The 25,367-nt window shown below is 58.0% G+C and carries 20 protein-coding genes; 4 read left to right on the top strand and 16 right to left on the bottom strand.

The window, feature by feature from the left end; genetic code table 11:
- Nucleotide 1: 1 nt before the first annotated feature.
- The 3 genes from BLR44_RS25175 to BLR44_RS25165 all read right to left on the bottom strand — a co-directional run bounded on the left by BLR44_RS25175 (nt 2) and on the right by BLR44_RS25165 (nt 6,996).
- Nucleotides 2-4,159: a chemotaxis protein CheB gene (locus tag BLR44_RS25175; protein ID WP_089687469.1), complete on the bottom strand. Its 4,158-nt coding sequence runs from the start codon at nt 4,157-4,159 to the stop codon at nt 2-4.
- A gap of 9 nt (nt 4,160-4,168) precedes the next feature.
- On the bottom strand, nt 4,169-5,719 hold the full coding sequence (locus BLR44_RS25170; protein ID WP_089687466.1) for a GAF domain-containing protein: 1,551 nt from the start codon (nt 5,717-5,719) through the stop codon (nt 4,169-4,171).
- A gap of 380 nt (nt 5,720-6,099) precedes the next feature.
- Nucleotides 6,100-6,996 carry an aldo/keto reductase gene (locus BLR44_RS25165; protein WP_089687462.1) on the bottom strand — a complete coding sequence of 299 codons (897 nt, stop codon included), beginning with the start codon at nt 6,994-6,996 and terminating at the stop codon, nt 6,100-6,102.
- 103 nt (nt 6,997-7,099) lie between these two features.
- Here BLR44_RS25165 and BLR44_RS25160 point away from each other — a divergent pair, with 103 nt between their 5' ends.
- Together BLR44_RS25160 and BLR44_RS25155 are read left to right on the top strand one after the other, a co-directional pair.
- On the top strand, nt 7,100-8,449 hold the full coding sequence (locus BLR44_RS25160; RefSeq protein ID WP_218127183.1) for a D-alanyl-D-alanine carboxypeptidase/D-alanyl-D-alanine-endopeptidase: 1,350 nt from the start codon (nt 7,100-7,102) through the stop codon (nt 8,447-8,449).
- Between the two features lie 349 nt (nt 8,450-8,798).
- Nucleotides 8,799-10,193, top strand: a complete 1,395-nt coding sequence (locus tag BLR44_RS25155) for a GAF domain-containing protein (protein WP_089687455.1) — start codon at nt 8,799-8,801, stop codon at nt 10,191-10,193.
- 72 nt (nt 10,194-10,265) lie between these two features.
- Here the strand turns inward: BLR44_RS25155 and BLR44_RS25150 are convergent, their stop codons facing one another.
- Complete coding sequence (locus BLR44_RS25150; protein ID WP_089687451.1) at nt 10,266-10,604, bottom strand: hypothetical protein; 339 nt, start codon at nt 10,602-10,604, stop codon at nt 10,266-10,268.
- 276 nt (nt 10,605-10,880) lie between these two features.
- On the opposite strand from BLR44_RS25150, the gene lepB reads away from it, so the two are divergent.
- Complete coding sequence (gene lepB, locus BLR44_RS25145) at nt 10,881-11,990, top strand: signal peptidase I (RefSeq protein ID WP_245706170.1); 1,110 nt, start codon at nt 10,881-10,883, stop codon at nt 11,988-11,990.
- An 84-nt stretch (nt 11,991-12,074) separates the two neighbouring features.
- On the opposite strand, the gene BLR44_RS25140 is transcribed toward lepB, so the two are convergent.
- From BLR44_RS25140 to BLR44_RS25120, 5 genes are all read right to left on the bottom strand, one after another.
- Complete coding sequence (locus tag BLR44_RS25140) at nt 12,075-12,458, bottom strand: hypothetical protein (RefSeq protein WP_143017470.1); 384 nt, start codon at nt 12,456-12,458, stop codon at nt 12,075-12,077.
- A gap of 69 nt (nt 12,459-12,527) precedes the next feature.
- Nucleotides 12,528-12,929, bottom strand: a complete 402-nt coding sequence (locus tag BLR44_RS25135; protein WP_089687445.1) for a response regulator — start codon at nt 12,927-12,929, stop codon at nt 12,528-12,530.
- A 3-nt stretch (nt 12,930-12,932) separates the two neighbouring features.
- A complete protein-coding gene (locus BLR44_RS25130) occupies nt 12,933-15,650 on the bottom strand; it encodes a PAS domain-containing sensor histidine kinase (protein WP_218127182.1) in 2,718 nt (905 codons plus the stop codon).
- 275 nt (nt 15,651-15,925) lie between these two features.
- Nucleotides 15,926-16,909, bottom strand: coding sequence for a YbaY family lipoprotein (locus BLR44_RS25125; protein ID WP_089687438.1), 984 nt, complete (start codon nt 16,907-16,909; stop codon nt 15,926-15,928).
- A 195-nt stretch (nt 16,910-17,104) separates the two neighbouring features.
- Complete coding sequence (locus BLR44_RS25120) at nt 17,105-18,253, bottom strand: 3-keto-alpha-glucoside-1,2-lyase-like domain-containing protein (RefSeq protein WP_089687436.1); 1,149 nt, start codon at nt 18,251-18,253, stop codon at nt 17,105-17,107.
- Between the two features lie 104 nt (nt 18,254-18,357).
- Between BLR44_RS25120 and BLR44_RS25115 the strand changes: the two genes are divergently transcribed.
- On the top strand, nt 18,358-19,665 hold the full coding sequence (locus BLR44_RS25115; protein ID WP_089687434.1) for a hypothetical protein: 1,308 nt from the start codon (nt 18,358-18,360) through the stop codon (nt 19,663-19,665).
- Here BLR44_RS25115 and BLR44_RS25110 read toward each other — a convergent pair.
- The 7 genes from BLR44_RS25110 to scpA form a co-directional block, all read right to left on the bottom strand.
- The gene (locus BLR44_RS25110; RefSeq protein WP_089687432.1) at nt 19,662-20,033 is read right to left on the bottom strand and encodes a biotin/lipoyl-containing protein; all 372 of its coding nucleotides are present in this window, start codon (nt 20,031-20,033) and stop codon (nt 19,662-19,664) included. The two genes, BLR44_RS25115 and BLR44_RS25110, sit on opposite strands and share 4 nt — an antisense overlap.
- A gap of 3 nt (nt 20,034-20,036) precedes the next feature.
- Nucleotides 20,037-20,513: an MEKHLA domain-containing protein gene (locus BLR44_RS25105; protein ID WP_089687429.1), complete on the bottom strand. Its 477-nt coding sequence runs from the start codon at nt 20,511-20,513 to the stop codon at nt 20,037-20,039.
- 338 nt (nt 20,514-20,851) lie between these two features.
- On the bottom strand, nt 20,852-21,328 hold the full coding sequence (locus BLR44_RS25100) for an RES family NAD+ phosphorylase (RefSeq protein ID WP_089687427.1): 477 nt from the start codon (nt 21,326-21,328) through the stop codon (nt 20,852-20,854).
- Complete coding sequence (locus BLR44_RS25095; protein ID WP_089687424.1) at nt 21,328-21,726, bottom strand: antitoxin Xre-like helix-turn-helix domain-containing protein; 399 nt, start codon at nt 21,724-21,726, stop codon at nt 21,328-21,330. Before BLR44_RS25095 ends, BLR44_RS25100 begins: the two co-directional genes overlap by 1 nt.
- 95 nt (nt 21,727-21,821) lie before the next feature.
- Nucleotides 21,822-22,427, bottom strand: a complete 606-nt coding sequence (locus BLR44_RS25090) for a hypothetical protein (RefSeq protein ID WP_089687422.1) — start codon at nt 22,425-22,427, stop codon at nt 21,822-21,824.
- Between the two features lie 63 nt (nt 22,428-22,490).
- The gene (locus BLR44_RS25085) at nt 22,491-23,120 is read right to left on the bottom strand and encodes a hypothetical protein (RefSeq protein ID WP_089687420.1); all 630 of its coding nucleotides are present in this window, start codon (nt 23,118-23,120) and stop codon (nt 22,491-22,493) included.
- An 86-nt stretch (nt 23,121-23,206) separates the two neighbouring features.
- The gene (gene scpA / locus BLR44_RS25080) at nt 23,207-25,354 is read right to left on the bottom strand and encodes a methylmalonyl-CoA mutase (RefSeq protein ID WP_089687418.1); all 2,148 of its coding nucleotides are present in this window, start codon (nt 25,352-25,354) and stop codon (nt 23,207-23,209) included.
- Nucleotides 25,355-25,367: the final 13 nt, after the last annotated feature.

The raw sequence follows: 25,367 nt of genomic DNA, 5'->3' as shown, positions 1-25,367 counted from the left end.
CTTACAAAGCGTCGTCCTCGTCCGGCAGGCCGTGTTGGGTCGGCGTCAGTTCTTTCAGGTAGATGCGGAAGGTGGTTCCCTCCTGCACGGTGCTGTCGACTTCAATTTTTCCGCCACGGTTTTCCACGATCCGCTTGATCATGTGCAGGCCCACGCCCGTGCCGTCGACGTGCGTATGAAAGCGCCGGAACATGGTGAACAACTTTTTGAGCTGCGCGGGCGTCATGCCCAACCCATTGTCTTCTACGGAAAGCAAGACGTAGTCGTCTACTACTTCGGTAGTCACGCGGATGTCGGGCATGCGTTCGGGATGCCGGTACTTCAGGCTGTTGCTCAGCAGGTTATACAGAACGCTGCGCAGGTTGACGCGTGTGTAGTAGAGCTGCTCGACCTGAAAGTGGGTATGGAGTTCTGCGTGTGTGCTGTGCAGAAAATCGGACAGATCGGACCGGACGTCGTCGAGAATCTCGTCGAACCGTACCTGTTCTACGTTCTCGTCCATGTCTTTCTGCACCCGAATCACTTCGGCCAGCGAATGGATGGTATTTTTCAGTTGCATCACCGACCGATCGGTCATGCTCAGAAGACGCATGTCGTCGTCCGAGACCTTTGTGCGAATCTTGTTGTGCAGCATCCGCATCAGGCCTTCCAGGTTGGCGATGGGGGCTTTCAGGTCGTGCGAGGCCGTGTAGACGAAGTTGTCGAGGTCGGTATTGATGCGAATCAGCTTTTCGTTGCTTTGTTTCAACTCTTCCTGCACCTGCTTCAGGTCGGTCACGTCGGTCAGCGAGCCCAGCATCCGGTAGGGAATGCCCTGTTCGTCTTTGAGCAGGTACGCGCGGCTGTAGACAAACGCGTAGGAGCCTTCGGCCAGCCGGAATCGGTATTCGCTGGTCCAGTTTTCGTAGCCCTCGTTAATGACCTGATTGATCTCTTTCATCACCCGGGCGCGGTCGGCGTCGTGCACTTTGCTGTACCACTCCTGGATGGTCGCCAGTTCGCCCTGGCCGGCCTCGCCGAACTTCTCCTGAAACGACTCGTTCCACCACAGTTCGTTGTTGACCATGTTCCAATCCCACACGGCATCGTTGGTCGCCAGCGACATCAGCCGGAACCGCTCCTCGCTCACCGACAACTCGCGCGTGCGTTTGGCCACGCGCGACTCCAGTTCGTTGTTCAGAAACACCAAGCGCTCGCGGGCCTCTTTGGCTTCGCGGTAGGCGTCGAGCAGCTCTTCTTCGGCCTTTTTCTTTTGGGTGATCTCGTTGAGGGTCAGCGCAATGCCCCTGTTCATCTGCACGGCCACCAGTTCGAGCCAGGCGTCGGTGTCGTGGTGCCGGTAGTGGTATTCCGTATGCAGGCTTCCGCCCTCCTGGTATACCTGAATCAGCTTCGCGAAAATGCCGTCTTCTACAAAGCACGGCAACGTTTTGCGCAAGCGCTTGTTCAGCAGCTGACCCTGTTCCAGGCCCAGCATGGTGCCCACCGCGCCGTTCAGCAGACGCCATTCGAAGTCGACGACCTCGTGGTCTTCGTTCTCGACGCATTCCAGCGCGGCGATGCCGTTCAGCGAGCTGTCCATAACCCCGGCCAGAATCTGGTTCAACTGCTTGAGTCGGGTAATGTCCACAAATGTCACCACCACGCCGTCGACCGAGCTGTCTTTGCGCACGTAGGGCTGGATGCGCATCTGGTACGTGCGGCCGTTCTGTACCTCCACTTCCCGTTCCACGACCGACCGTTCTTCCATCGCCCGACGGATGTCCGGCAGCAGCGCGTCACCCTGCTTGATGTTGAACGAAAAGTGGCTGATCGACCGCCCGATGTCGGAGTCGATGATGTTGATCAGTTGGGCTACGGCCGGGGTATACTTCCGAATCAGCATGTTCTGATCGACGAAGATCTGGCCGATGTCCGTGCTGTTAAAGTAATTGTTGAGGTCGTCGTTCAACTCCGACAACTCCCGGATCTTCTCTTTCAGTTCGGCGTTGACGCTGTGGAGTTCTTCGTTGAGCGACTGTAGCTCTTCGTTGGTACTTTGCAGTTCCTCGTTGGAAGAGAGCAGCTCTTCGTTGCTGGACTGGAGCTCCTCGTTCGAGGTTTCCAGCTCTTCCACCGTCATCTGGAGGTTTTCCTTCGCTTCTTTGAGTTCAGCCTCGATTTCGGCGATGTGCAGCATGTCGGCGCGGCTCATTTCCGTTACCTCGCCTTGCGCAAGTCCGTCGGGCACCGCCGATTTCTCTTCCCGGAACAAGATCAGCAGTATGCCCTGCGTGGGGTCGGCTTCGGGCTGCGGAATCACCGTCATGCTGACGCTGCGCGTCTCGGTGCCGTACTTGGCCCGGATGCTGGGGCAGGTCATTTTGGTGTGCAACCGCAGGGCCTTGCGCATCGCCACACTCAGCGAGGCCGATAGTTCTTCGGGCAGCAGGTTGAGCAGATTGCGCGAAAACGACTTGTCCGGCAACACCACATAATGCTTGTAGTCGCCCAGGGCCTGTACAAAATCGAAGCGTTCGTCGACAAAAATACCCGCGAAGCCCGCCTCTTCCATCATGGCCGCCGCAAAGGCATCTTCCATGGTTTTGCGCGGCCGGGGGGCCTGCCCCGCCCCCGAGTTCTGACTGGCAACAGCGGGCAAGTTGGTCTTGGGGGATTTCGTGTCGGGCCGCATGAACGTGATGGGCGTGTACCGTCGGCTCAGTTGGTTGTTCCGGTAGATGCTCCACTTTTTGTCGAGTAGTTCCATCGAAGGCTGCAACGGCGCGCCCGATTCGCTGGCGCCCAGCATCAGAAAGCCGTTGAGGTTCAAGGAAAAGTGGAAGTTCGACAAGATCTTTTTTTGCAACTCCGGCTTCATGTAAATCAGCAGGTTGCGGCAGGTGATCAGGTCGGTGTGGCTGAACGGCGGATCGTGCAACAGGTTGTGCCGCGCGAAGATGACCATTTTCCGCAGGTCCGGATGCACCAGGTAGTAGTCGTCGTAGGCCACGAAGTAGCGCTGCAACCGCCGCGCGGCCACGTCGTCGGCGATGCGCAACGGATACTGGGCTTTGTTGGCGATCTGCAACGCGTGGGCGTCCATGTCGGTGGCGAAAATCTTCACCTCCACCGTTTTGTGGTTCTTTTCCAGGTATTCGGAAAACAGCATCGCCAGGGTGTAGGCCTCCTCGCCGGTGCTGCAGGCTGCCACCCACACCTTGATGGTACTGCCCGGGGATTTTTCCTCCACAATTTGCGGAATCACCTTTTCTTCAATTGCCTCGAAGGCGGGCTTGTCCCGGAAAAACTGCGTCACGCCGATCAGAAACTCCTGGCTCAGCTGCTTGGCCTCTTCCGGGTGGTTTTCCAGAAACTGCAGGTACACCTCCGGCGTGGCAAAGTTGTAGCTCTGCATGCGCTTCTGAATGCGCCGTTCCAGCGTCTGCGGTTTGTAGAACGAAAAATTGTGGGTAGTCTCCCGCTGCACCACGTCCAGAATCTGTTGCAGGACATCGCCGGTGGGAGCCGCTACGCTCGGCACCGACGCGGCGGGTAACAGTTTCTGATCGGCATGCGGATGGCTCAGAATTTTGTCGACCATGTCGCGGGGCGACAGCACATAGTCGACGCAGCCGGTTCGAATGGCGCTCTGAGGCATACCGTCGAACTTGGCCGAAGCCGGGTCCTGCGCCAGCACCAGCCCCCGGTTGCGCTTGATGGCCTCTGCCCCGCGTGCGCCGTCCGAGCCTGTTCCGGACAAAATAATGCCGATGGCCAGCGGCCCCTTTTCGCGCGCCAGCGACTCCAGAAAAACGTCGATGACGTAGTTGGGCCCCGGCCCGGTGGGCTTTTCGTCCAGCCGCAGGCGATTCCGCTGTAACTTGAGGTTCTTTTTGTTTGGGATCAGGTAGATGTGGTTGGGCTTGACCAGCATTCGGTCTTCGGCAACCGTGATGCGGATGTCGGTATGCTTGGCCAGCAGCTCGTCCATCAGGCTTTTGTAGTCGGGCGAAAGGTGCTGGATGATGACGTACGAAATGTTGTTACGCGGCGGCAAGTGGTCGAACAGCTCATTGATTGCATCCAACCCCCCTGCCGAGGCCCCAATGCCCACGACTATATGATCCTGCCCGTTTTTTATCGATGGTGTTCCGTTCTGTATTTCTGTTGCTTGCATACCAATGGCTTACTGCCCCTGAATTTTCTGTTGCATCATCACCTGCAATTGCATCGCCAACTGACGTTCTTCATCTTGCCAGGGCGTGGACGTAAACCGTACGGTTTCTTTCCAGAGTTCAAAAGAATGGCGGGGGTGGTAGGCTTTGCTGTTCGCCTCAAAGTTGATCGCTTCATTGGGGTTTCCGCCCCAATCGATGGACTGCACTAACTCCGCGCGATACCCTAGAAAATAGGCTTCGCTGGAAGAGAGAAGTGGTAATGCCACCAACCCACTCGCGACTTCATACATGCCCTCTCCGATCTCGTCTTCCTGCGCCAACGACTGGCTGAAAAAGCTCGCTTTGGGATGGTAACGGCGTAGCCAGGTGACTAACGCTTTAATTTGCTGTACGGATGGGGTGGTGCCTTGGTTTACTATTTCGTTGCGCACTACCAGCGAAGCCCCGCTCAGGCCCAGCAGCTCCAGCACGTTGGGCGACTGTTCGAACAGGCAGCTTTCAAGCGAATCGCCGTTGTAAAAGCGCTCCAGCATCAGCACCCGGTGTTGGTGTTGGGACAACTGTTGTTGCAGGTGTGTCTCTTTCTCCAGCGCACTGATGCGCAACGCCACCAGCGTAGAGGCCACTTCGAGTGACGACAGCAGGTCGGCATCGGGTTGCAGGGCGGTCCGGTGGTGGCACGAAATCAGGCCCCACAGCTTTTCGTTGACCCGGATCGGCAGCGAAAGCGACGCCGTCACGCCCATGTTGCCCAGGTATTCGATGTGGACCGGAGCGACCCCCCGCAGGTTGCATTGCGACAGGTCGGTAAAGCTTTGTGTAATGGGGTTCAGCAGCGGCAACAGCCGCGCCGGCGTATACGTCCGGTCGGGAATAAAGCGGTACGGATTGGTGCGGTACAGTTCGCGCGACTGCCGTGGCACGTCCGATGCCGGAAAACGCAGCCCCAGGTACGACGCCATGCCTTCGGCCTTGGTCTCGGCAATGACGACGCCGTTCCACTTCGGATCGAACTGATACAACATTACTTTGTCGAAACCGGCCAGCGTCCGCACCATCTCGACCGTTTCCTGGGCCAGGGCTTCGAAGGTTTCGGCCTGTTGCAAGGTCTGTGCTTCCTGCTGCAAACTCGGGAATCCCTGGCTGGCCGACGCACGGGTCAGCGACGTCGGTACCCATTCGGTCAGCAGATACTGGTTGGTGGTGTGCCATTGTACCATGAAGCGCAGCTCCGTATCGTCCAACTGCAGCGACAGGGGCGTTGTGAACCGTGGGGGCAAGCCGGCCTTTACTTTGTCGCGGATCACGTCGTACTGATGCGAGGGCAACAACTCCTCCAACCGGCGCTCCAGCAGCTCGGTGGGCTTTCGTCCCCCCAAATGCCGAGAAGTATCACTGACCTGCAGCACGCTGAGCGTATCGACCGACAGCACCAGCAAAAAACCATACGCCTGAGTCGAGTTGATGTACTGCACGGGAATGCGTCCGCAAAATTCTGAGTCGTAATCCTGAGAGGGGGTAAGGCCTTGAGACGTACGCGTAGAAAGTGACTGAGACATAGAGAGGTCGGGATTCAGGAGCTAGTAATGTTCGAGTTAAAAAAGTCGTCTGCGCAATATACGAACTTGATGTGATCCCACTCTTTTTTACGTAATAGCCGAATCGGTCGGCGGCCGGGCCCACGAACGACATGCGCACGATGCCTGTGCCGTGGCCGTGCTCAACACAACTCGGCTGACCGGATTTTGTTAGGAAAGGCGCCTAAAAATCTCCGTCACGAGGGCCGGAAGGGCGACCGCAGGCACACGAAAGCGCAACTAAAATGCGCCCCCTTTCCCTGCCCCGACGCAGGTAAGAAATCAGGCCAAAACGGTAGGCTTCCGAAGGCATTCCCGCGATCTTTAAGGTTTGGTTGATTAAATGTAGGAGCTAGCCCTTCTCACCGGTGGTCGGTGTACGTACGCGCCGGGGCGGACGCGGCCAGTTGCGCCACGTCTGCCGCCGTCAACGGCGGCGTATCGCCCGCTTGCAAAGCCTCGTTTAGCTGCACTTCTGTCCGGATTCCCACAACGGCGGTGGTCACGGCCGGGTGGTGCAGCACAAACCGAGTGGCCACGGCCGCAGCGGGGCGCTGTGGGGTCGTCAGGCGGGCGACGCCCTGCGCCGCGCGTGTAACGTCTGCCGGAGCATGCCCCAGGTACGATTCCGCGGGCTTGTTCAGTAACAACCCTTTCGCCACACTGCCGCGCGCCAACACCCCGATGCCGTGCTGATGAAGCAAGGCAAGGCACGTCTCTTCGGGGCGGCGATCCAGCAGGCTGTATTGCATCATGACGCTGGTCAGGTGCGCGCGTTGTACCCACTCCCGGATTACGTTCGGCCGGATGGACGAAATGCCGTAGGCACGAATCTTTCCCTGCTCTTTGAGCAGTTCAAAAGCTTCGATGGTTTCATCAATGGGATCGTCGAGCGTGCCGCCGTGCAGTTGGTACAGGTCCAGGTAATCGGTTTGCAGGCGTTTCAGGCTTTGCTCGACGGCGGTCAGAATGTAGTCTTTGCGGGGATTCCAGTCCCAGCCACTCCCGTCGGGACGCCACTGGTTGCCCACTTTGCTGGCCAGCACGACCCGCTGGCGCATGCCGCGGAAGGCCCGTCCCACGGTCGCTTCGTTTCGGCCTTTGTCGTACAGATCGGCGGTGTCGAACAAGGTGATGCCCCGGTCCAGGGCCTGGTGCAACAGGCGTTGGTTCTGCTGGTCGTCGCGCTGCAACGACATGCATCCGAAACTGATTTCGCTGACCCGCAGGTCGGAGGTGCCTAAAGAGGGGTAGTTCACGAGGGAAGTGAGGGTTAATGACGAGCGTATGCTTTGCCTGTTACAACGCCGACGGCGGGGGCCGGGGTTACAAAAATGGCAGAAAGCCGGTATCTTTCTCCGCATGACCCTGTCGCGTTTGTTTCATCGGCTCGGCGCTGGTAGTCTGGCGGTGCTGCTAACGGCCTGTGCTACCCACTCGCCCCATCTTTCTTCCCGTCAGTTTCGGCACCTCATTGCAGAATCGCCGGTGTTTCAGCAGGCGTTTACCGGTTTTGCGCTGTACGATCCGCTTCTGGACCGGATGGTGTACGAATACCAGAGTGACAAGTACTTTACGCCCGCCTCCAATACCAAAATCCTGACGCTGTACACGTGCCTGCAACTGCTCGGCGACTCGCTGCCGGCCCTGCGGTACGACCTGCGTCACGACACGCTCTTTTTTACCGGCACGGGCGACCCGACCCTGTTGCACCCCGATCTGCCTCACATCGATACCACGTACGAGGCACACGTGTTCCAGATGCTGCGCGCGGCCCCGCAGACGCTGTGCTACGTCCCCCGTCCTACCGCCGCGGCGCACTTCGGACCGGGGTGGGCCTGGGACGACTACAACGATTACTATTCGGCCGAACGCTCCACCTTGCCCTTGTACGGCAACATCGTGCGCTTTCAGTTTGTAGCCGAGGAATCCCAACCGCTGCCGTTCCCGGCGTTTTTCGGGCAGTACCTGCACAAAGCTTCTGCCAGCTTGCCAGGACACACGTACCTGCGTCGTCAGGTAGACCAGAACCACTTTTCGTACGCGGCCAGGCCCGACACCCTGGCCTTTACGCAGGATGTCCCCTTCCGACCGTCAGCGTCGCTTACCGCCGCCCTGTTGGCCGACACACTACACCGCCCGGTGGTGCTTTCCACCCAGTTTCAGGAACTGCCCACGCAAACGCTGTACAGCCTGCCGGCCGACAGCGCCTACCGCTGGATGATGCACGTCAGCGACAATTTTTTTGCGGAACAACTGCTGATGCTCTGCTCAGCGCAACGGCTGGATACCCTAAGCGTCGATTCTACTATTGCGTACATGATGCGGACGCACCTGACCGATTTGCCCGACCCGCCCCGTTGGGTCGACGGCTCCGGCCTTTCGCGCTACAACCTGCAAACGCCACGCAACATGGTCGCCCTTCTGCGTAAAATCGACGCACAGCTCAGCGACGAACGGCTGTACACGATCTTCCCGGCCGGTGGCAAGTCCGGTACGCTTCGCAACTGGTACGGCAACCCCGACGGCCCGCCCTATGTCTTCGCCAAAACCGGCTCGCTGAGCAACACCTATTGCCTGAGTGGGTACCTGATTACCCAGGATGGGCGAAAACTGATTTTCAGCTTCATGCACAACAACTTCGTGCAGCCCTCGTCCGACTACCGACACGCCATGCAGGAGGTGCTTCGTACCCTGTGGGAACGTTACTGACCGCTAGCTCGCTCCTCCTCCTGCACGCCGAAAACGTACGCCGTGTGAAACGACACGCACTTTCGCGGTCCTGGTCCTTACGCTGCACTAGTAGGGGCCTAGCGCAATCCTTTGTCTGAATTTCCCGTGTCGGCAACTCACTCACCGTCATCCGACTAGGCTATTTAATTCGATCCAAATGCCTTGGGCTGCCCATACGTAAGGTTCGGCAACGCAACCGCCTTCCGCTTTGTACTTCCCTCGAAACGACGCTACTTCATTACAGAGCACGCCGCCTGTAGGCGAGTCGAACGAAACAAAATTAGTTACAATTTTTATTATAATTGTACCAATAAATTAGTAAGCTATTATGATGTGGATCACCACACTTATTCAGTTGGGCAGTCGTGTCGAGTATGATGCCCCTACGCAACGGAAAATTCAGCTCAGCAACGCCATTGCTCTCATCATCGGGTTTGGTATCGCTACTCCTTTCGTATTCTTCTCCTACTTCTTCTTCCCGCCCCTGGTGCACATTCCCATCGTTGGCGTATTGGTTTGCCTGGGCATCATCGCCTTCAACGCGGCCGGTGCCTTTCAGATCGGTCGGTTTGTGGTGGCCACCCTGCCGCTGCTCCTGGCCCTGATCTACGAGGCCTACCTGGCCAAAGCCGGGGAAGAACCCGTCACGGGCATCCATATGATCAGCCTGTCGTTCACGCTGGTACCGTTCATCATTTACGACCTGCGCGAAAAAGCGCCTTTGATCGCCACCACGGTTTTCTCGCTGCTGCTGCTGAGCGCGTTTTCGACCTTGAATGCCTGGCTGGAGATCGACCTCGATACGGAGATCATCCGCACCGGATTTCTCGGGACGCTTTCCAGCGTGCTGGCCCTCCTGGTGGGGCTGGCCATTGTGCTGACGCTCGCACTCATCAACCGCAAAGCCGAGAACAAAGCCGACGCGTTGTATCAGGCCATGGAGCAGCGCAATGAGGAGCTGCTCTCGTCGCAAAACGAGCTGGAGAAAAACATTCAACTGCTGCACCACTCTGCGCAGGAAGAGAAACAGCGCACCTGGGCGACCGAAGGCATGGCGCGCTTCGCGCACCTTCTGCGCGAACAGCACGACCTGAAAACGCTAGGCGATCGACTCATTGCCGAGCTTGTGCCTTACCTGGGAGCAAACCAGGGTGGTTTCTACAGCCTTGAAAAGGACGAAGAAGGCGCCTACCTCGCGTTGCAGTCCTGTTATGCCTACAATCGCAAAAAATACCTGGAACAGCGCATCGAAATTGGCGAGGGCCTGCTGGGCCAGACGTTTCTGGAAAAGATGCCGACCTACCTTACCGAAGTACCGGCCGACTACATCAACATCACGTCCGGACTCGGCGAGGCACTTCCCCGCGCGCTGTTGATCATGCCGCTGATGCACGACGACCAGGTGGAAGGCTTGATCGAAGTCGCGTCGTTCCGGGAGTTTCCGCCACACGTCATGCAGTTTCTGCACAGCCTGGGCGAAAGCTTAGCCGTTGCATTGCGCAACCAGCGCATCAACACCCAGACGGCGCGTCTGCTTTCGGAAGCCACCCTGCGCACGCAGCAATTGCAGGAACAAGAAGAAGAGATGCGTCAGAACATGGAAGAACTGGCCGCGACGCAGGAGGAGATGCAACGGAAAGAAGAGGAGTTCCTGAAACACATCGCTACGCTGGAAGCACAACTGGCCCAGAAGGCCGAACCGGAACTGGTACTGGAATATTAGCGTAGGTCTACCTCTATACAAGAAGACCCGCCGGTGGGCGGGTCTTTTGCGTTCGTGCGTTAGATCAATTCGTTATTTGATTTTGCTGCTGCTCAGCTTGATGGCATCGCCCAGCTTGCGTAGTTCGTTGCCTAGATCGCCGCGCGTGGTGGCCGCAATTTCGAGGGTATGTTCTCCGATGTCGTGCAGCAGATGGCTCAGTTCCTGCTTGTCGGGCTGCTTGGAACCTAGCAGTTGCTTCAGCGACTCCAGTTCGCGCGTCAGGGTTTTTAGCAAAACATCGTCGCTCTCTTTGAGCACGTCGAGCCACTCGTTGATGAAAGGCCGGGCTTTTTCGGAAAAGTCGTTGCTCCGCAGGGATTCGATGGTGGTCTCCAACTGCTTCGTATAGTTTTTTTCTTGTGTCGCCATAGGAAATAAGGGTTTCTTGGCTATACGTAGTTCTCCAAGCTCGGTTGTGCCCGAACGCCCACCTGGACAACCACTTAGCCCGTTTTTGGTTCGGCCAACCCCGGCAGTGGCCCTTTGTTCCTTTTTCGGAAAGCAAGTGGTTGCCCAGGGTGCTAACTTTTCCGCAGCCCTTAATCGAACTATCCGTCACCTTTCGTACGTTGTAGAGCCGATTATCTGCGTAACTTTGTCGAGGAACATTCCGATTCATCACCACCTTATCTCATTTTCTGCCCTATGAGCATGCCCCTGCTCGAACGAAAACCCAAAAACCGTCAGCCGAAAGGTGGCTTCCGCAAAGGAGCCTACGACCTGCTGTTTGCGGTAGCGATGGCTGTGCTGCTGCGGTGGCTCTTTCTGGAGCCTTACAACATCCCCACGCCGTCGATGGAAAAAACCCTGCTGGTTGGTGACTACCTGTTCGTCAGCAAAATCCACTACGGTGCCCGCACACCTCAAACGCCACTGCAAATTCCACTGACGTTTCAGACCATCTGGGGAACCGACATTCCGGCCTACTCCACGTTGATCCAGTTGCCGCAATACCGCCTGCCGGGCATTTCGGAGATCAAACGGAACGACGTGGTCGTGTTCAACTATCCGGCCGAACTGGAGCGCCCGGTCGACATGCGCACGTACTACATCAAGCGGTGCATCGGCATGCCCGGCGACAACCTGGAGATCAAGCAGGGGACCGTCTACCTGAACGGCGAACCCGGTCAGGAACCGCCCGAAGCCGAGTTTACCTACCGTCTCAACACCACGCAGCAGTTGAACGAACGGTTCTGGGCTCGGTTCGACATTGTGCCGGAAGACTGGCAACAGCCCGTCAAGAACGAGTACATCATCAAAACCACCCCGGCCCATGCCAAGGCCATGGAAGGCCTGGAGTCGATCACGTCGGTAACGCGTGAGTTCTACACCGACCGGGTGCCGAACAACATTCTGGTCTGGGGGCAGGATACGCCCGGCCAGTGGTCGATCGATGCGTTTGGGCCGCTGCGCATTCCGGCCGAAGGGATGCAAATCGACATCACGCCCGAAACCGTAGGCAAGTACGGCTACACCATTCAGCACTACGAAGGGCTCGACGACGTTCGGATCGATGGCAATCAGTTACTTATTGACGGACAGCCGGTTACGAGCTACACCTTCCAGCAGAACTATTACTTCATGATGGGCGACAACCGCCACAATTCGGCCGACTCGCGTTTCTGGGGATTTGTACCGGAAGACCACGTTATGGGTAAAGCGCTGTTTGTCTGGTGGTCGGTTGACAAATACCAGAGCTACGGCAATCCGAAAGACAAAATTCGTTGGAATCGTATCTTCTCAGGCATTCACTAACCGCCTGCCGATCAACCCATAAACCAAAAGGGGGCTCTTCTGGAAGAGCCCCCTTTTGGTTTTGTTGCCTTAAAAGTTCTGTGTTCAGGGAGTCGGTTGGGCGACCCACGTCCCCTGAGCGGCTGACCCGGACGAGTCTTGCGTGGACCAGTGCCCCGACAAGCCGTCGTCCGATAAAGTGCCTTCCAGCGATACCTGGCTGGCCGACCCCGGAATGACGCCCTCGGCCGTCAGTGCGTCGCGCTCGAACGAGACTGTCAGGGGAACGGTGTAGAAATTACCGTCGTTTTGCTTCACCCGCACGCTCGATCCATCGTCGGCGAGGGTAAGGACGAACGACCCGGCACCATCGCCCTGGTAGGTGCCATTCCAGGTACCGGCGAACGATGCGGGAATGGTCGCAGACTGGGCCTGCAGCGCCGTGGCGGCAAACACCATCATCAGAAACAAATACGGGAGTGTACGCATGTGCATAGAATTGAAAGGTTGCTTCCTGTAGAATTCCCCCCGCCCGGCGCCACCTCCCCCGGCATGGCCTTACCAGGCCGTCGCCAGAATTTCGTTCATTTTCTCTTCCGTCAGGGGTTTGTTGACGTACCCACTGATCGGGTATTTTTTCGCCCGCTCCCGGTCAAGGGGGTAGTTGGACGTCGTCAGCATAATGATCCGGAAATCGGGTAAATCTTTGAGCGTCACCAGTTTGTCAAGAAACTCAAAACCGTCCATCACGGGCATGTTGATGTCGAGCAGAATCAGTTCCGGAAATTTTTTGTCCGTTTGGTCGTCTCCTTCAAAGTTCTGGATGAAATCGAGTGCCTCCTGGCCATTGGCGGCCGTATAAATCTTTACGTTAACATTGAGTTCTTCCATCAGCAGGACGATGATCATAGAACTGATCGTATCGTCGTCGACCAACAGGATGCTCCGTACTTTACTCATAATTTAGGATATGGTTGCTTCAGCGTTAAAAGTCAGAAAAAAAGTGGTTCCTACCCCCGCTTCACTCTCGACTTCAATGGTGGCACCGCTGTTTTCCAGCATGCGTTTCACCATGTAAAGTCCAATTCCCGTCCCCTCCACATGGGTATGGATGCGTTTGAAGAGCTTAAACAGTTTCGAGAGCTGATGGGGCTGAATGCCCAATCCGTTGTCTACGAACGTCAGGTGTACTTTATTTTTGGACTGAAAGGTATGAATTTTTACGCGTAAGCGACGCTCTGGCGACCTGTATTTTACCGCGTTGCTCAACAGATTGTACAACACGCGTCGTAATACCTTGGGCTCGAAACGAATACGATCCACGTCGAACTGGACCTCGAACGCGACGTTTGCCTCGTGAATCATGAAGTCCAGGTCTTCGCGCACCGCCTGGAGCACCTGTCCAAAAAAGACGACCTCTGCCGACCGCTCTTCTTTTTGCATGCGCATGAACTGCGCCAGGTCGTCGATGGTGCGAATCAGCTTTTCGGACGAACGCTTCATCATCCGCAGCATTTCCTGCTCCGAAATGTCGAGCCGGCCTTCCACCCGGCGCACAAACACATTTAGCAAGGCTTCGAGGTTGGCAATGGGCGTGCGCAGATCGTGCGAGGCCGCGTACACAAAGCCGTCCAGATCGGTGTTGATGCGGTTCAGCTCCTGGTTTTGCCGGTTGGTGGCCTGCAGGGCCTTCACCAGCGCATCCTGCGTGCGTTTCTGCGACGAGATGTCGGTGATGAGCGCATAATACCCCTGGGCCTGATCGGGAATGAAGTTGATGCCGACGAACCGCCGCCCGCCGTGCCGGTAGGGCATTTCGGTTTCGAGGTAGACAGACTCTCCCCGGAAAGCCCGCTCCATGGCCGGGGAAATGGTGCGATACGCTTCCTCGCCGATTACCTCTTCCACGCGCTTGTCGTACGCCTGTTCGCGTGTAATGCCGAACCACTCTTCGTACGCCCGGTTGTTGAACCGGTACCGCCCTTCGGCGTTGACGTAGGTGATCAGCACGGGCAAGGCGTCTGTGATCAGGCGAAGCTGTTTTTCGCTCGCTTTGAGCGACTCTTCCGCCACCTTCCGGGCGGTGATGTCGCGCTGCATGCCCCAGGTTCTCACCAACCGGCCCGCTTCGACAAACCCCACCAGGTTGTTCAGAAAATGGCGTACGTGCCCCTGCCGGTCCAGCTCGACCGACTCGGCATCCACCAGCCGGTACTGGTGCTCGACAAAGGCCCGCAGATAGTCCTGGTTGGATTTCTCTTCCCGAATCAGCAGATCGCTCAGACCAAGTCCGGTAATCTCTTCTGCTTTGGAGAAGCCATACATCTGCGCCATGGCATCGTTGCATTCGGCCAGGTAGCCATGCTGGTAGAAATAGTCGATCTGCTGCTCGACGGGCCAGTGGGTCGGCACCCCTTCGCCAGACCGGAACTCGAACCGCCAGATGCCTTCCGAACTTTGCTGCACAAAAGCCCGGTACCGCTCTTCGTTGGCCTGATAAGCCTTGGTCCGCGTTTGCACACGCCACTCCAACTGCTGGTTCAGTTCCTGGAGTTCATGTTGCGTGCGCAGCAGCTCCCGGTTGCCGTTGCGCAATTCTTCGTTGGCTGCCTCCAGGGCCACCTGTAGTTCTTTTTGGTGGTTCAGGTCGTAGGCCACGCCCAAAAAACCGGTAAACGTGCCTTGCTGCGAAAAGAGTGGACGCCCCAGCACCAGCATCCACCGGTACTCGCCGCTGTGGTGCCGCCCCCGGCATTCGAGCTGGAAGGGTTCGTGGTGCTGATACGCGCGTCGAAAGGACGTAACGTAGGACGCTACGTCGTCGGGATGGAGGCCATCATCCCAGGAAGAGTGCCGCAGGGCTTCGAGGTCCTGCCCCCGGAACCGCCTCAGCTCCCGGTTGATGTAATTGAGTTCGCCGGAGGCATCGATCCGCCAGACCAACGCGGGGAAGTCTTCCAGCAGGGTCAGGTAATAGTCACGCGACTGGATTAACTCTTCCTGCGCGTTTTTCTGATCGGTGATTTCCAGCACGTTCCCCAGCAGTTGCCCGCTGGTATCGGCCGTAGCGGGACGCAGGAGGGTAACGTACGCCCGAAACCAGCGCCATTGCTGGTGCGGGTCGCGTATGCGAAATTCGTTTACCTGCACGGCCCCGTTGAGTTGCTGAAGCCGGTGGTGCATGCCCTGCCACAGGGCTTCCAGGTCGTCGGGGTGCACAAATTCGGACAATTGCGCCCGCTCCATCGCCATCAGGTCGGGCAGCGCATACCCCAGCGTGTCTTCCACCTGCCGGTTGGCGTACACCAGACGATGTGCCTGCAGGTCGTAGATAAACAGAATGGCCGGGCTGGAGGCCAGAATTTTTTCCAGCACGTGGTGTCGGTTGTACTGCAGGGATTCCTCCCCCGCGGGTGCATGGTGCAACTGCCACAGGTACTGTTCCAGGGCCTGATACCAGCGGTCCAGTTCCTGCGTCAGGCGCAAAGTCGGTTCGGCGGCGGTGGTGTAACGCGAAAGCTGCTGCGTCAGTACCTGGCGTCCCAGGCTACAGAACAGTGCCAAGAGTTGGCCATTGCCCTGGTGGTGCGTCCGCCGCCAGCGTTGCATCAAGGTAGTGAGGTAGGTCCAGGCCTGCCCTTCTGCGACCTGCCTCAGCAGCGCATCGGTTCGCTGCCGCACACGCGAAAAGGACCGCACGGGCATACCTCCCGCCGGCACTGGGAACCGGTACTTACGTAGCAACTGCTCATACACCGTGGTCGTCTCGTCCAAGTGATGTTCCCGAAGGCAAGCTGCATATCGTTTTAGGTCATCGGAAACGGGTTGCGGTCCGACGCCATGAATCTCTTGCACGCTGTAGGTATCTCATCAGCAAAGGCGTTGCCCGTAAAAGCCAGCGCCATTTTGCATAACTGGTGAATATTTTTTAACGATGGATGTGGCACCAAAGCCCCTCAAAGCAAAGCCCGTCCACATCCTTTAAACTCTCGCTCGTCGAGTCGTACGGTGACCGACGTATTGTACTCTTCTCCGCTCATGGCATCCTGGCACGGCAGCCCTTCCAGCACCACTTCCAGGCGATGCCCCGCCTGCGCCGAATGGTAGCGGCTCACGGCCGCATCCGCATTATTTTCCCGATCCTGAATCGAAAAATGGTAAACGGACGCGCCATAATCGGTCAGAAAATGGAGACTGTCGTCCGTGATTTCCAGATTCCAGCCCGGCTCCTGCCCCACCGCCCGAAACGCTACGCCCCGCCGCTCGGCCTCCTCCCAGGGGCCTTCCATCAGCTGGCAATTCTGGTAAGCAGCGTCCTGAATGACTAACGAAGCCGATTCCCCCTTGTTCCAGAACATGACCGAATCGTTGGTGTACTTGGCACCGGAAGCGGCCTCTGCCCTTTTAAGATGGATGGTCTGGTCGTTCCACAACAGTTGGGCGTTTTCCCCTTCCATGCGGACGGTCATCTGCACGCTATCGCAGTTGAAGACAAACGCCTGCGGGGCTTTGTCGGCCTGCACGCGTGTCACCTCCACCGTCAGCGGGCTGTGGTGCCCGACGAGGGGAATCGTGACCGGCTCGGTCGTGGCCCAGAGCACCTGCTGGTTGCCGTCGGTGATGCGCGCATGAAGCGCGTACGTATGCGTAGGACTGAGATCGGCGTCGGCCACCTGAAACTCAAACCGGATGGGCACGTGGCGCGGCGAATTGATGCGAACCTCCCGCAAAGGCGGCGTTTCGTTTTCGGGCAAACTGGCATCCACCAGCCGGACGTACGCCACCGCGTGGGGTGGCAGCTCGACACGCGGACGGTACGAAATGGTCCCACTGACCCGCAACGAATCGGTTGCGGCGTCCTGCCGCCCGCCGCTGCCACAGCCGGCGGACAGAAGACTGACCCCGATACTCAGGAAGGCGAAAAAGCGTATGAACCCCATAAAAAAATCTTCGTCTTTTCATCAAGAACGAAGATTTTCTAAAATGGATTGGGATTTTATGACACGAACGTCACTTTTCGAAAAATAAGTATGCGTTTGACCGGGAGTAGCCGGCCCTACGCCACCAATACGCCCGGTGGCTGGCGATACGGGACGGTAGCGACGTTACGCTGCCACGCGGTCTGCTTATCTTCCTCATTTCACGTCCCAGGTCAGGCCGTCGGTTTCCACGAACTGGCCGATCCAGCCCCAGCCGTTGCCCTGTTCACTGACCCCCACCAGCAGTTCGTTTTGCCCACGCTTCAGGTCAAGGGCCAGGTAATTGCTACCCAGCGCTACATCGCCCCGGAACAGCAGTCCTTTCGCCAGGAAGTGGTTGTCGCCCCCAAACAGCAATTTCCCGTTCAGGTAGAGTACCGTTTCGTCGCTGAAATCGAACGTAAACAGCACTTGTCGGGCGCGTGCTGCCCGAATCGGTAACCGAATCCAGACCATCTCCTCCTCGCCGGGCGCAGACGTTTTGCCCCGATATTTGGCAAGGTTGAGCAGGCCGCTGGGTTCGGCATCTACCGTCTCCCACGTCGTTTGAGGTAAGCTCGGATACTGCAGCGGGTCGACCGTGGCGGCGGGGAAGTTCGGCGACAACTGCCACGCGGTGATCAGCCCCGGCACCGGTTCCGATGCGGCGGCGGTGGCCACCGGATTGCCGTCCGGTAGCAATGTGTAGCAAAAATTGGCGAAGCGATTCCCCAACAAACCCCAAAGTCCCACACTGCCCGACGTTGCCCCCGTACGTAGCGATTCGACCACGAGCGTAGGCTCTTTTTTGCCGTCGATGAACAGTGCGGCGTGCGGCCCGTGCACTTCCAGCCGCAGGTGAATCCAGCGCGTGGTCGGAAACTCGTCGGCGGCCTGGTGTTCAGGGTAGAGCTGCCACCCGCCGAACCCGTTGAATACGGGGTTGTACTGCACCGCGTCGGGCAAACCCGATTTGTGGAGACGGATGTACACCTCTTCGTGCTGCCCGCCCTCCTGCACCCGAAACATAATCCCGGCAAAACTGCGGTTGGGGTTCGGGGCGACGTCGACTTCAATGACGGCATTCCCCAGATCGAGGTCGTTCAGATGCATCTGTCCGTCCAGATAGACACTGGACTGCCCCTGAAACGGTTCGACGCGATGGACCTGGGCGTCGACCTGCCAACGGGGATCGTCGAAACCGATGTGAACCGGCGCCTGCGCATGACCGGGCCAGCCCGCCAGAGTCAGGAGTAGACACAAAGCGAACCCGTAAAATGTCCGTTTGTCACAAAAGGGTAGCGGAAGAAATGAGGAAATTTCCATGCGAAAAAGCGTTTTTGTATTTTCCCTCCAAGTTCACGGGTGCGGCCCAGCGAAGCCATTCAAACCCGTACAAGCTTGCACAAGTTGATTTTCCCCATTCCGCTATGGTACCCACCGCTGATGCTACGCTCCTCGCCCGCTGTTTGCAGGAAATCGAGTCCCGCCTGGGGTGGGGACCGGCAGAGGCATGGAGCACCGGCGATTTTGAAAACCTCAGCGAAGAGATGCTGCAAGCCACGGGCGTTTCGCTCAGTGCCACGACCCTGAAGCGGGTGTGGGGACGCGTTCAGTACGCTTCGCAACCGCAGGAAAGCACCCTGAATACGCTGGCACAGTTCGCGGGCTACGAACACTGGCGCGACTTCCGCCTGACGCACACCCGCGCGGAACTACCGCCCGAACCCGCTCCAATACTGACGGAAAAGTCGGTTACTACGCCGCCGCGGCGGCGCGGGCTCCTTTGGGGAAGTGTGGCGCTGCTGGCCGTGGTGGTGCTCGGGTTGCTGGCCTGGCGTCGGCCGGAACCGGCTGAACCAGCCCTCGAAGAGGCTCCAATCACCGCCGCTTACGATCCAGCGGGCGTCACCTTTGAGGCCGAAACAGTGACGCTGGGGCTGCCCAATACGGTCATTTTTCGGTACGATTACCACGGCCTGCCCGTGCAGAAAGCGCAGTTGCAGCAATCGTGGGACGAGTCGCGCCGCCTCGACCTGGACCCGACCGGCCACGTCATCACCGCTACGTACCAACTTCCCGGTTACTACCGCGCCAAGCTGGTGGCCGACGGGCAAATTCTTCGCGAACACGACGTCTACCTCACCTCCAACGGCTGGCTTGCCACCTGGGGGGAACGCGACGATATCCGTTATTTCCTGCCGGAAGAATTAGCGAAAAAAGGGGCGCTCGCGGTTCGTCCCGAGGCGGTCCCCGAGCCCCCGGAAGGTTCGCTTCGCCCCATGGAATTTCATTACGTCGACCGCTGGGAAGGGCTCTCGTCCGCGCATTTTACGCTGGAAGCCTCGCTGCGCAATACCTTCCGCAGTGGCTATTCGCCGTGTCAGTATGTGGCGGTGATGGTGCTCTGCACAGACGGTGCTTTTGTGGTGCCCCTTGCGCAACCGGGTTGCGTGGGCGATCTGTCGCTAATGCTCAACAATCAGTACGTGAGTGGAAAAACGGCCGATTTGTCGGCCCTGGGGGTGGCTACGGATGCCTGGCAGCGCTTTCGTCTGGAAGTGGCCGATGCACAGGCCCGCATCTTTCTCAACGACGTTCCGGCCGCCACGGTCGATTCCATCGCCTCGGCAGGGCAGGTTGTGGGGTTGCGCTTTCAGTTTGCCGTCGCCGGTGAACTCGACGACGTGCGCCTCACCGACAGCGAAGGCCTGATCCGTTTTGAAGAGCACTTCTAGCGCCTCATCCGAGTAGGGCTGATCAGGCAGATCGGGGAGCGCATCGGTACGGTTTCGCCTGCACTTACCCGGTAATACACGAAGCCTTCCCGCGCCGCATTCACTTCAAAAGAAGCTTTCTCCGTTGCCAGTTCTGCGAGAGGCTGATCCCGTCGCACATAGCCCCCTTCCGGAACCAGCCACTTGTTGAGGCTTACTTGCGTAACCGTCGCGCCTACCATGGGCACCGTTACAACATGCACGTCCTGGGGCGCGGCCAAGGCCTGTTGCGCCCGTACTACGTCGTCCGGCCGCGTTGGGTGATCGGCGGGCCTCGATTGTTGAGAACCGGACGTTCCCGTGAACAGTCGTAAAAGTCGTTTTAGCATCTCCTACAGCGGTTGCCAGTGATCGAACAGCGCAGCCTGCCCCCGGTACACCCCGTGCGCGTCTACCAGATTCCAGACGGTGGCCTGTTGAATCACGAACCGTTGGCCGGTCGCCGAGATCCGGATGCCTTCGTAATCGTCGATGTAGCCGTACCGGGTGACGCGCTCCAGCAGACGCGCCCGCTCGTCCCGGTTCATCGGCTCGGCCGATTTCCGCGACGGCAGTCGGGTAAACGCCGCCCAGTCCAGCTCGAACAGTTGCAGCGCCACCAGGCTCCCGAAGTTGAAAATGGGGTCGGCTTCCGTGCCGTGTGACAGCAGGGCGTAAGGCGCATGAAACAGGTATTCGATTCGCTCTTCCGACGTGGCTTCTGTGTCCAGCAACGATTTCCCCGTCCACCGTCGGTAACTGTCGCACAGCAACTGTCCGTGTTGCAGGTAAAAATCGGTTTCCAGAATCGGGGGTGCGGGCGTCAGCATGGGGAGAGGTTGAGAAAGTTACAGGTTGAGAAAGGTGAAGGTTATGATTTTAGAGTTATGAGTTCGGAAGGAGCATTTGCTTGGGTGGTGGGAAGATCCGGCAACGGCGGGGCCGCCCCGGCCTCAGCTTGGCAGGATGACCGCCTTTTTCTACTTCATATTTCCATACCGCGCACTTCGCCGTCTGCCCACTGAAAACTGCTAACCGTACCCTCTACGCTACGCCTCAAGGCATGCTACTTCACTCATTCACTCATTCACTCATTCACTCATTCACTCATTCACTCATTCACTCATTCACTCATTCACTCATTCACTCATTCACTCATTGCGCTACGCTACTTCCTCACGTTCGGATTCCAGAGGCGCTCTTCCAGCCGGAACGGTTCCTCTTCAACGACCGTCACGTCCTTGAAGCGCGGATGCATTGGATTCAGGACGTAGTTGACTTCGCGGGGAATGATGACGGACGGAACTTCTAAAAGCAACGTCTCTCCTCGTTCGGCCCAGGCTTGGCCCATCGCCTGAATGGCGGGAACGTCCCGGTCGGGAGCCTGCCAGTCGGCGGGCAACGCGCTCCGGTCAACGGTTTCTATCGAATCGTCGGGCACGTCCAGAATGAGGAGTTGGTAGGCGGGCGGCAGTTCCTGCTCGTCCAGATCAAGATGCACAACGATCTCCAGGGCGGCCAGCGAGATGCTTTCCGAGAGGTAGACCACGCGCACACCCGGCGGATTCCAACGGCCACCGTACAGGTAGGCCCCTTGCCCGTCGAGCGACGTATAGCGGGGGTTGCAAAGCCGGTAGAGCCGCACTAGACCGGGATGCCGTGTTGCAGACGACCGGCCACCTGACGCAGACGCTCAATGCCCGCGCTGGTCATCATGGTTTGCAGGGGCGTCTCCCCCCCCAGGGCTCGCAGCGGTTTCCTGATCCAACGCCGGGCGTAGTCCTCGCCCCAGCCTTCGGTCAAAAATCCCCAGATGTCGGCCAGTTGGTAGAGGCGATCCGACAATTGCAGGTTCACCGGTTCGTGCTCGTCCAGACGGCTGAGCGTCCGTGTAGAAACGTACAACAGATCGGCGATTTCCTTTTGCGACAGCCCGGCAGAAAGCATAATGCGTTGAATAGCACTGGCCGGCACCCCCTTGCGAATGAACAGATGGGGCGTCGCCTGCTCAGGCATTTCCAGTAAAATCGAAAGTGCAGACATAACTTTATGACATTTGTCTATACTAGTAACGTCAAATGTCGCACTTTCGATTCAGACTTCAAAAAATAAGGTCCAGTCAATGCCTACAATACTAATTACGAAATCCACCTCATGAATCTTCCTACTTTGACCCATTTCCCACGTTCCCTGTTCAGAATTATACTCCATCCTTCGCCGCACAAGCCCTGACATATGAAGTCAACAGCAACCACAGCTTGCTGGTTATCGTCAAAAAACAAGGGAGAAGCAATGACGAGAAACATATTTTCCTCTGCATCCTCAGCGTAAAAATCTGTAGTTCTGACATGCAGTAGTGTAGGGCCGGACAACTTTGCTGAGTCCAGTCGATACGACCGGAGATGATCTCTGTTATCCTGTAATTCTGCCCAATGACTAGTAAGGAGTATTCTCTCTTCTTCAGGAATCCAGTACTTGTCTATCAAGAAGTCATATGCAAATGAATCGGCAGGCAAGCTATCGAGTAGTCTCACTCTGGTCCCGTTCCAAGGCCATGTACTATCTTCTCTGAGCACCGCTTCAATCAATTCATAGAGTTCGTCAGAGGCGGGTAAAGCAAGTCTTGGAGCTTCGCTTTTTACCGGGTCCGCTGTACTCTGATCATGTTCTTGTTTTTGCGCACACCCTTGAACTAGCAAGGAGAAATGCACTAAAATTAAGGCAATGCGTAGGTAATTTTTCATACTCTCCTAACTCCCGATCCACCCAACGGCACAGGTTGAACTTGTCTTTTCTAGTTCGGGACATTACACCGCATCCCAGACGGGCACGTCCAAAAATTGCCCTAGTTGGGCGGCATCGGCACGCAGGCGCAAGAGGTTACTATGAGCGACGACGGGCATACGTATTCCCTGCGTCAAAACCAGATTCAACTCGAAATTGTCGATTTCCTGTCCTTCGTTGCGGAAAAGCCGGGTGGGTTTGCTGACCAGTTGCAGGGCGTAAATCCGCTTGAGCGCCACCGCCCGATCCACCTCCATCCCGTCGGGCGCTTTTTTTCGGACCCGCCAACCGCAGGAAAAATACCCGTGCTGTTTATCGAACCGAATCGGTACATGGGCGCGATACAAGCGCCAGAGACTCCATCCTATCAACACCAACCCTCCAAGCCGTTGCCACAGTTCCGTAGAAGCGTCGGGCGAAAATCCCCCCATCCACGCAAGGATGCCCACCACCACAAGCCCACCCCAGATCGCTTGCGCCTCCATTGAAGCCCGAAACCCGGCCTGGTGTTGATCAAACTGCACAAGTCGGTGTGTGCGGTGAAAAACGCCCCCTGTGGTGGCCGGGGTCCAGAGCACGTGATGAATCACAGGATCGTCCCACTGGTCCAGGTTTCGAATGCGGTGGTATCGATATACAGGTGGTGAGGTCATAGCGCTTTTTTCAAATTAATGACTGTCTAGAAACCGCTTGACGAAGCGTATCCGTAGTGAAGGACCAGGACGCCGCTACGCTCTAGTCATTCGACCTCCTCCAATAAGGTTTTCAGGATTTGCTGGGCAGCGACCGACAGAATGGTGCCCGGCCCGAAGATGCCCAGCACGCCGGCCTGCCGTAGGGGTTCGTAGTCGCGGGGAGGAATGACGCCCCCGACGATCACGCCGATGTCGTCCCGCCCGATTTTCTTGAGTTCTTCGATCAGTTCCGGGACGAGCGTTTTGTGCCCTCCGGCCAGTGACGAAATGCCCACGAGGTGTACGTCGTTCTCCGCGGCTTGGCGGGCCACTTCGGCCGGCGTCTGGAACAGCGGCCCCACGTCGACGTCGAAGCCCAGGTCAGCAAAGCCCGTCGCGATCACCTTCGCGCCCCGGTCGTGTCCGTCCTGCCCCATTTTGGCGACCATGATGCGGGGGCGACGTCCCTCCTCTTCCGCAAACCGATCGGCCAGTTGGCGCGCCGCCTGAAAGTTTTCGTCGTCCGACAATTCGCTGGAATAGACGCCCGAGATGGAACGAATCGCGGCCCGGTGCCGCCCGAAGGCCGTTTCCAGCGCCGACGAAATTTCGCCGAGGGTGGCGTGGTGACGCGCCGCTTCCACCGACAGGGCCAGCAAATTGCCTTCGCCCGTTTTCGCTGCGTTGGCCAGGGCGGTCAACGCTTTTTCGACCGCTTCGGGGTTTCGTTCGGCCTTTAGTTTTTCCAGGCGCGCCAGTTGCGACGCCCGCACCGCCCGGTTGTCGACCTCCAATAATTCGATTTCTTCATCCTGTTCGGGACGGTAGCGGTTCACCCCGACGATCACGTCCTTGTTACTGTCGATGCGCGCCTGTTTGCGGGCGGCGGCCTCTTCGATGCGCATTTTGGGCAGGCCCGTTTCGATGGCCTTGGTCATGCCGCCCAGGTCTTCCACCTCTTTGATTAGTTCCCAGGCCCGATTGGCGAGGTCGTGTGTCAGCCGTTCGACGTAGTAGGAACCGCCCCACGGATCGATGGCGTGCGTAATGCCGGTTTCGTGTTGTAGATAGAGTTGCGTGTTGCGGGCGATGCGCGCCGAAAAATCGGTCGGCAGGGCCAGGGCTTCGTCGAGGGCGTTCGTGTGGAGCGATTGCGTCCCACCCAGGGCGGCGGCCAGTGCTTCCACGCAGGTGCGCGTCACGTTGTTGAACGGGTCCTGTTCGGTCAGGCTCCAGCCCGACGTCTGGCAGTGCGCCCGCAGCGCCATCGATTTCTCATTTTTCGGTCCGAACGGCTGGAGTAGCGCGGCCCAGAGCATGCGCCCGGCCCGCAGCTTGGCGATTTCCATGAAGTGGTTCATCCCGATGGCCCAGAAAAACGACAGGCGCGGCGCAAAATCGTCGATCGGAATGCCTGCCGCCAGTCCGGCCCGCACGTACTCAAGTCCGTCGGCCAGTGTGTAGGCCAGCTCCAGGTGCGCGGGTGCCCCGGCTTCGTGCATGTGGTAGCCGCTGATCGAAATGGAGTTGAAGCGCGGCATGTGCTGCGAGGTGTAGCGAAAAATATCGGCCACGATGCGCATCGACGCTTCCGGCGGGTAGATGTACGTGTTCCGCACCATGAATTCCTTCAGGATATCGTTCTGGATCGTGCCGCTCAGTTGCGCGGGTGAGACCCCCTGCCGCTCGGCCGCCACGATATAAAACGCCATGATGGGCAGCACCGCCCCGTTCATCGTCATCGACACCGACATCTGATCGAGCGGAATGCCGTCGAACAGGATTTCCATGTCCAGGATGGAATCAATCGCCACGCCCGCCTTGCCCACGTCGCCCGTCACACGCGGATGGTCCGAATCGTAGCCCCGGTGGGTCGCCAGGTCAAATGCCACGGACAGCCCCTTCTGCCCTGCCGCCAGGTTGCGCCGGTAAAAGGCGTTGGACGCTTCGGCCGTCGAAAAACCCGCGTACTGCCGGATCGTCCAGGGCCGTTGCGTGTACATCGTGGCGTAGGGTCCGCGCACGTACGGCGGCGCGCCCGCACCGAAATCGAGATGCTGCACCGGCTTCAGGTCGTCGGCCGCATAGCGAGGCTTTACTTTGATCCCCTCGGCCGTGAGCCACGCCGGCGTTTTGGGCGTGGGCGGACCGGCAGAAGGCGCACGTTCGGGTAGCGGGGCGGTCGGGTCAATGCGGGCGAAATCAGGTTGCATGGGCTTGGTGTTG

Origin of the sequence: Catalinimonas alkaloidigena (assembly GCF_900100765.1) — a bacterium.
In the GTDB taxonomy this organism is placed as follows: Bacteria; Bacteroidota; Bacteroidia; order Cytophagales; family Flexibacteraceae; genus Mooreia; species Mooreia alkaloidigena.
This window is presented reverse-complemented; position numbering and strand designations above follow the sequence as displayed.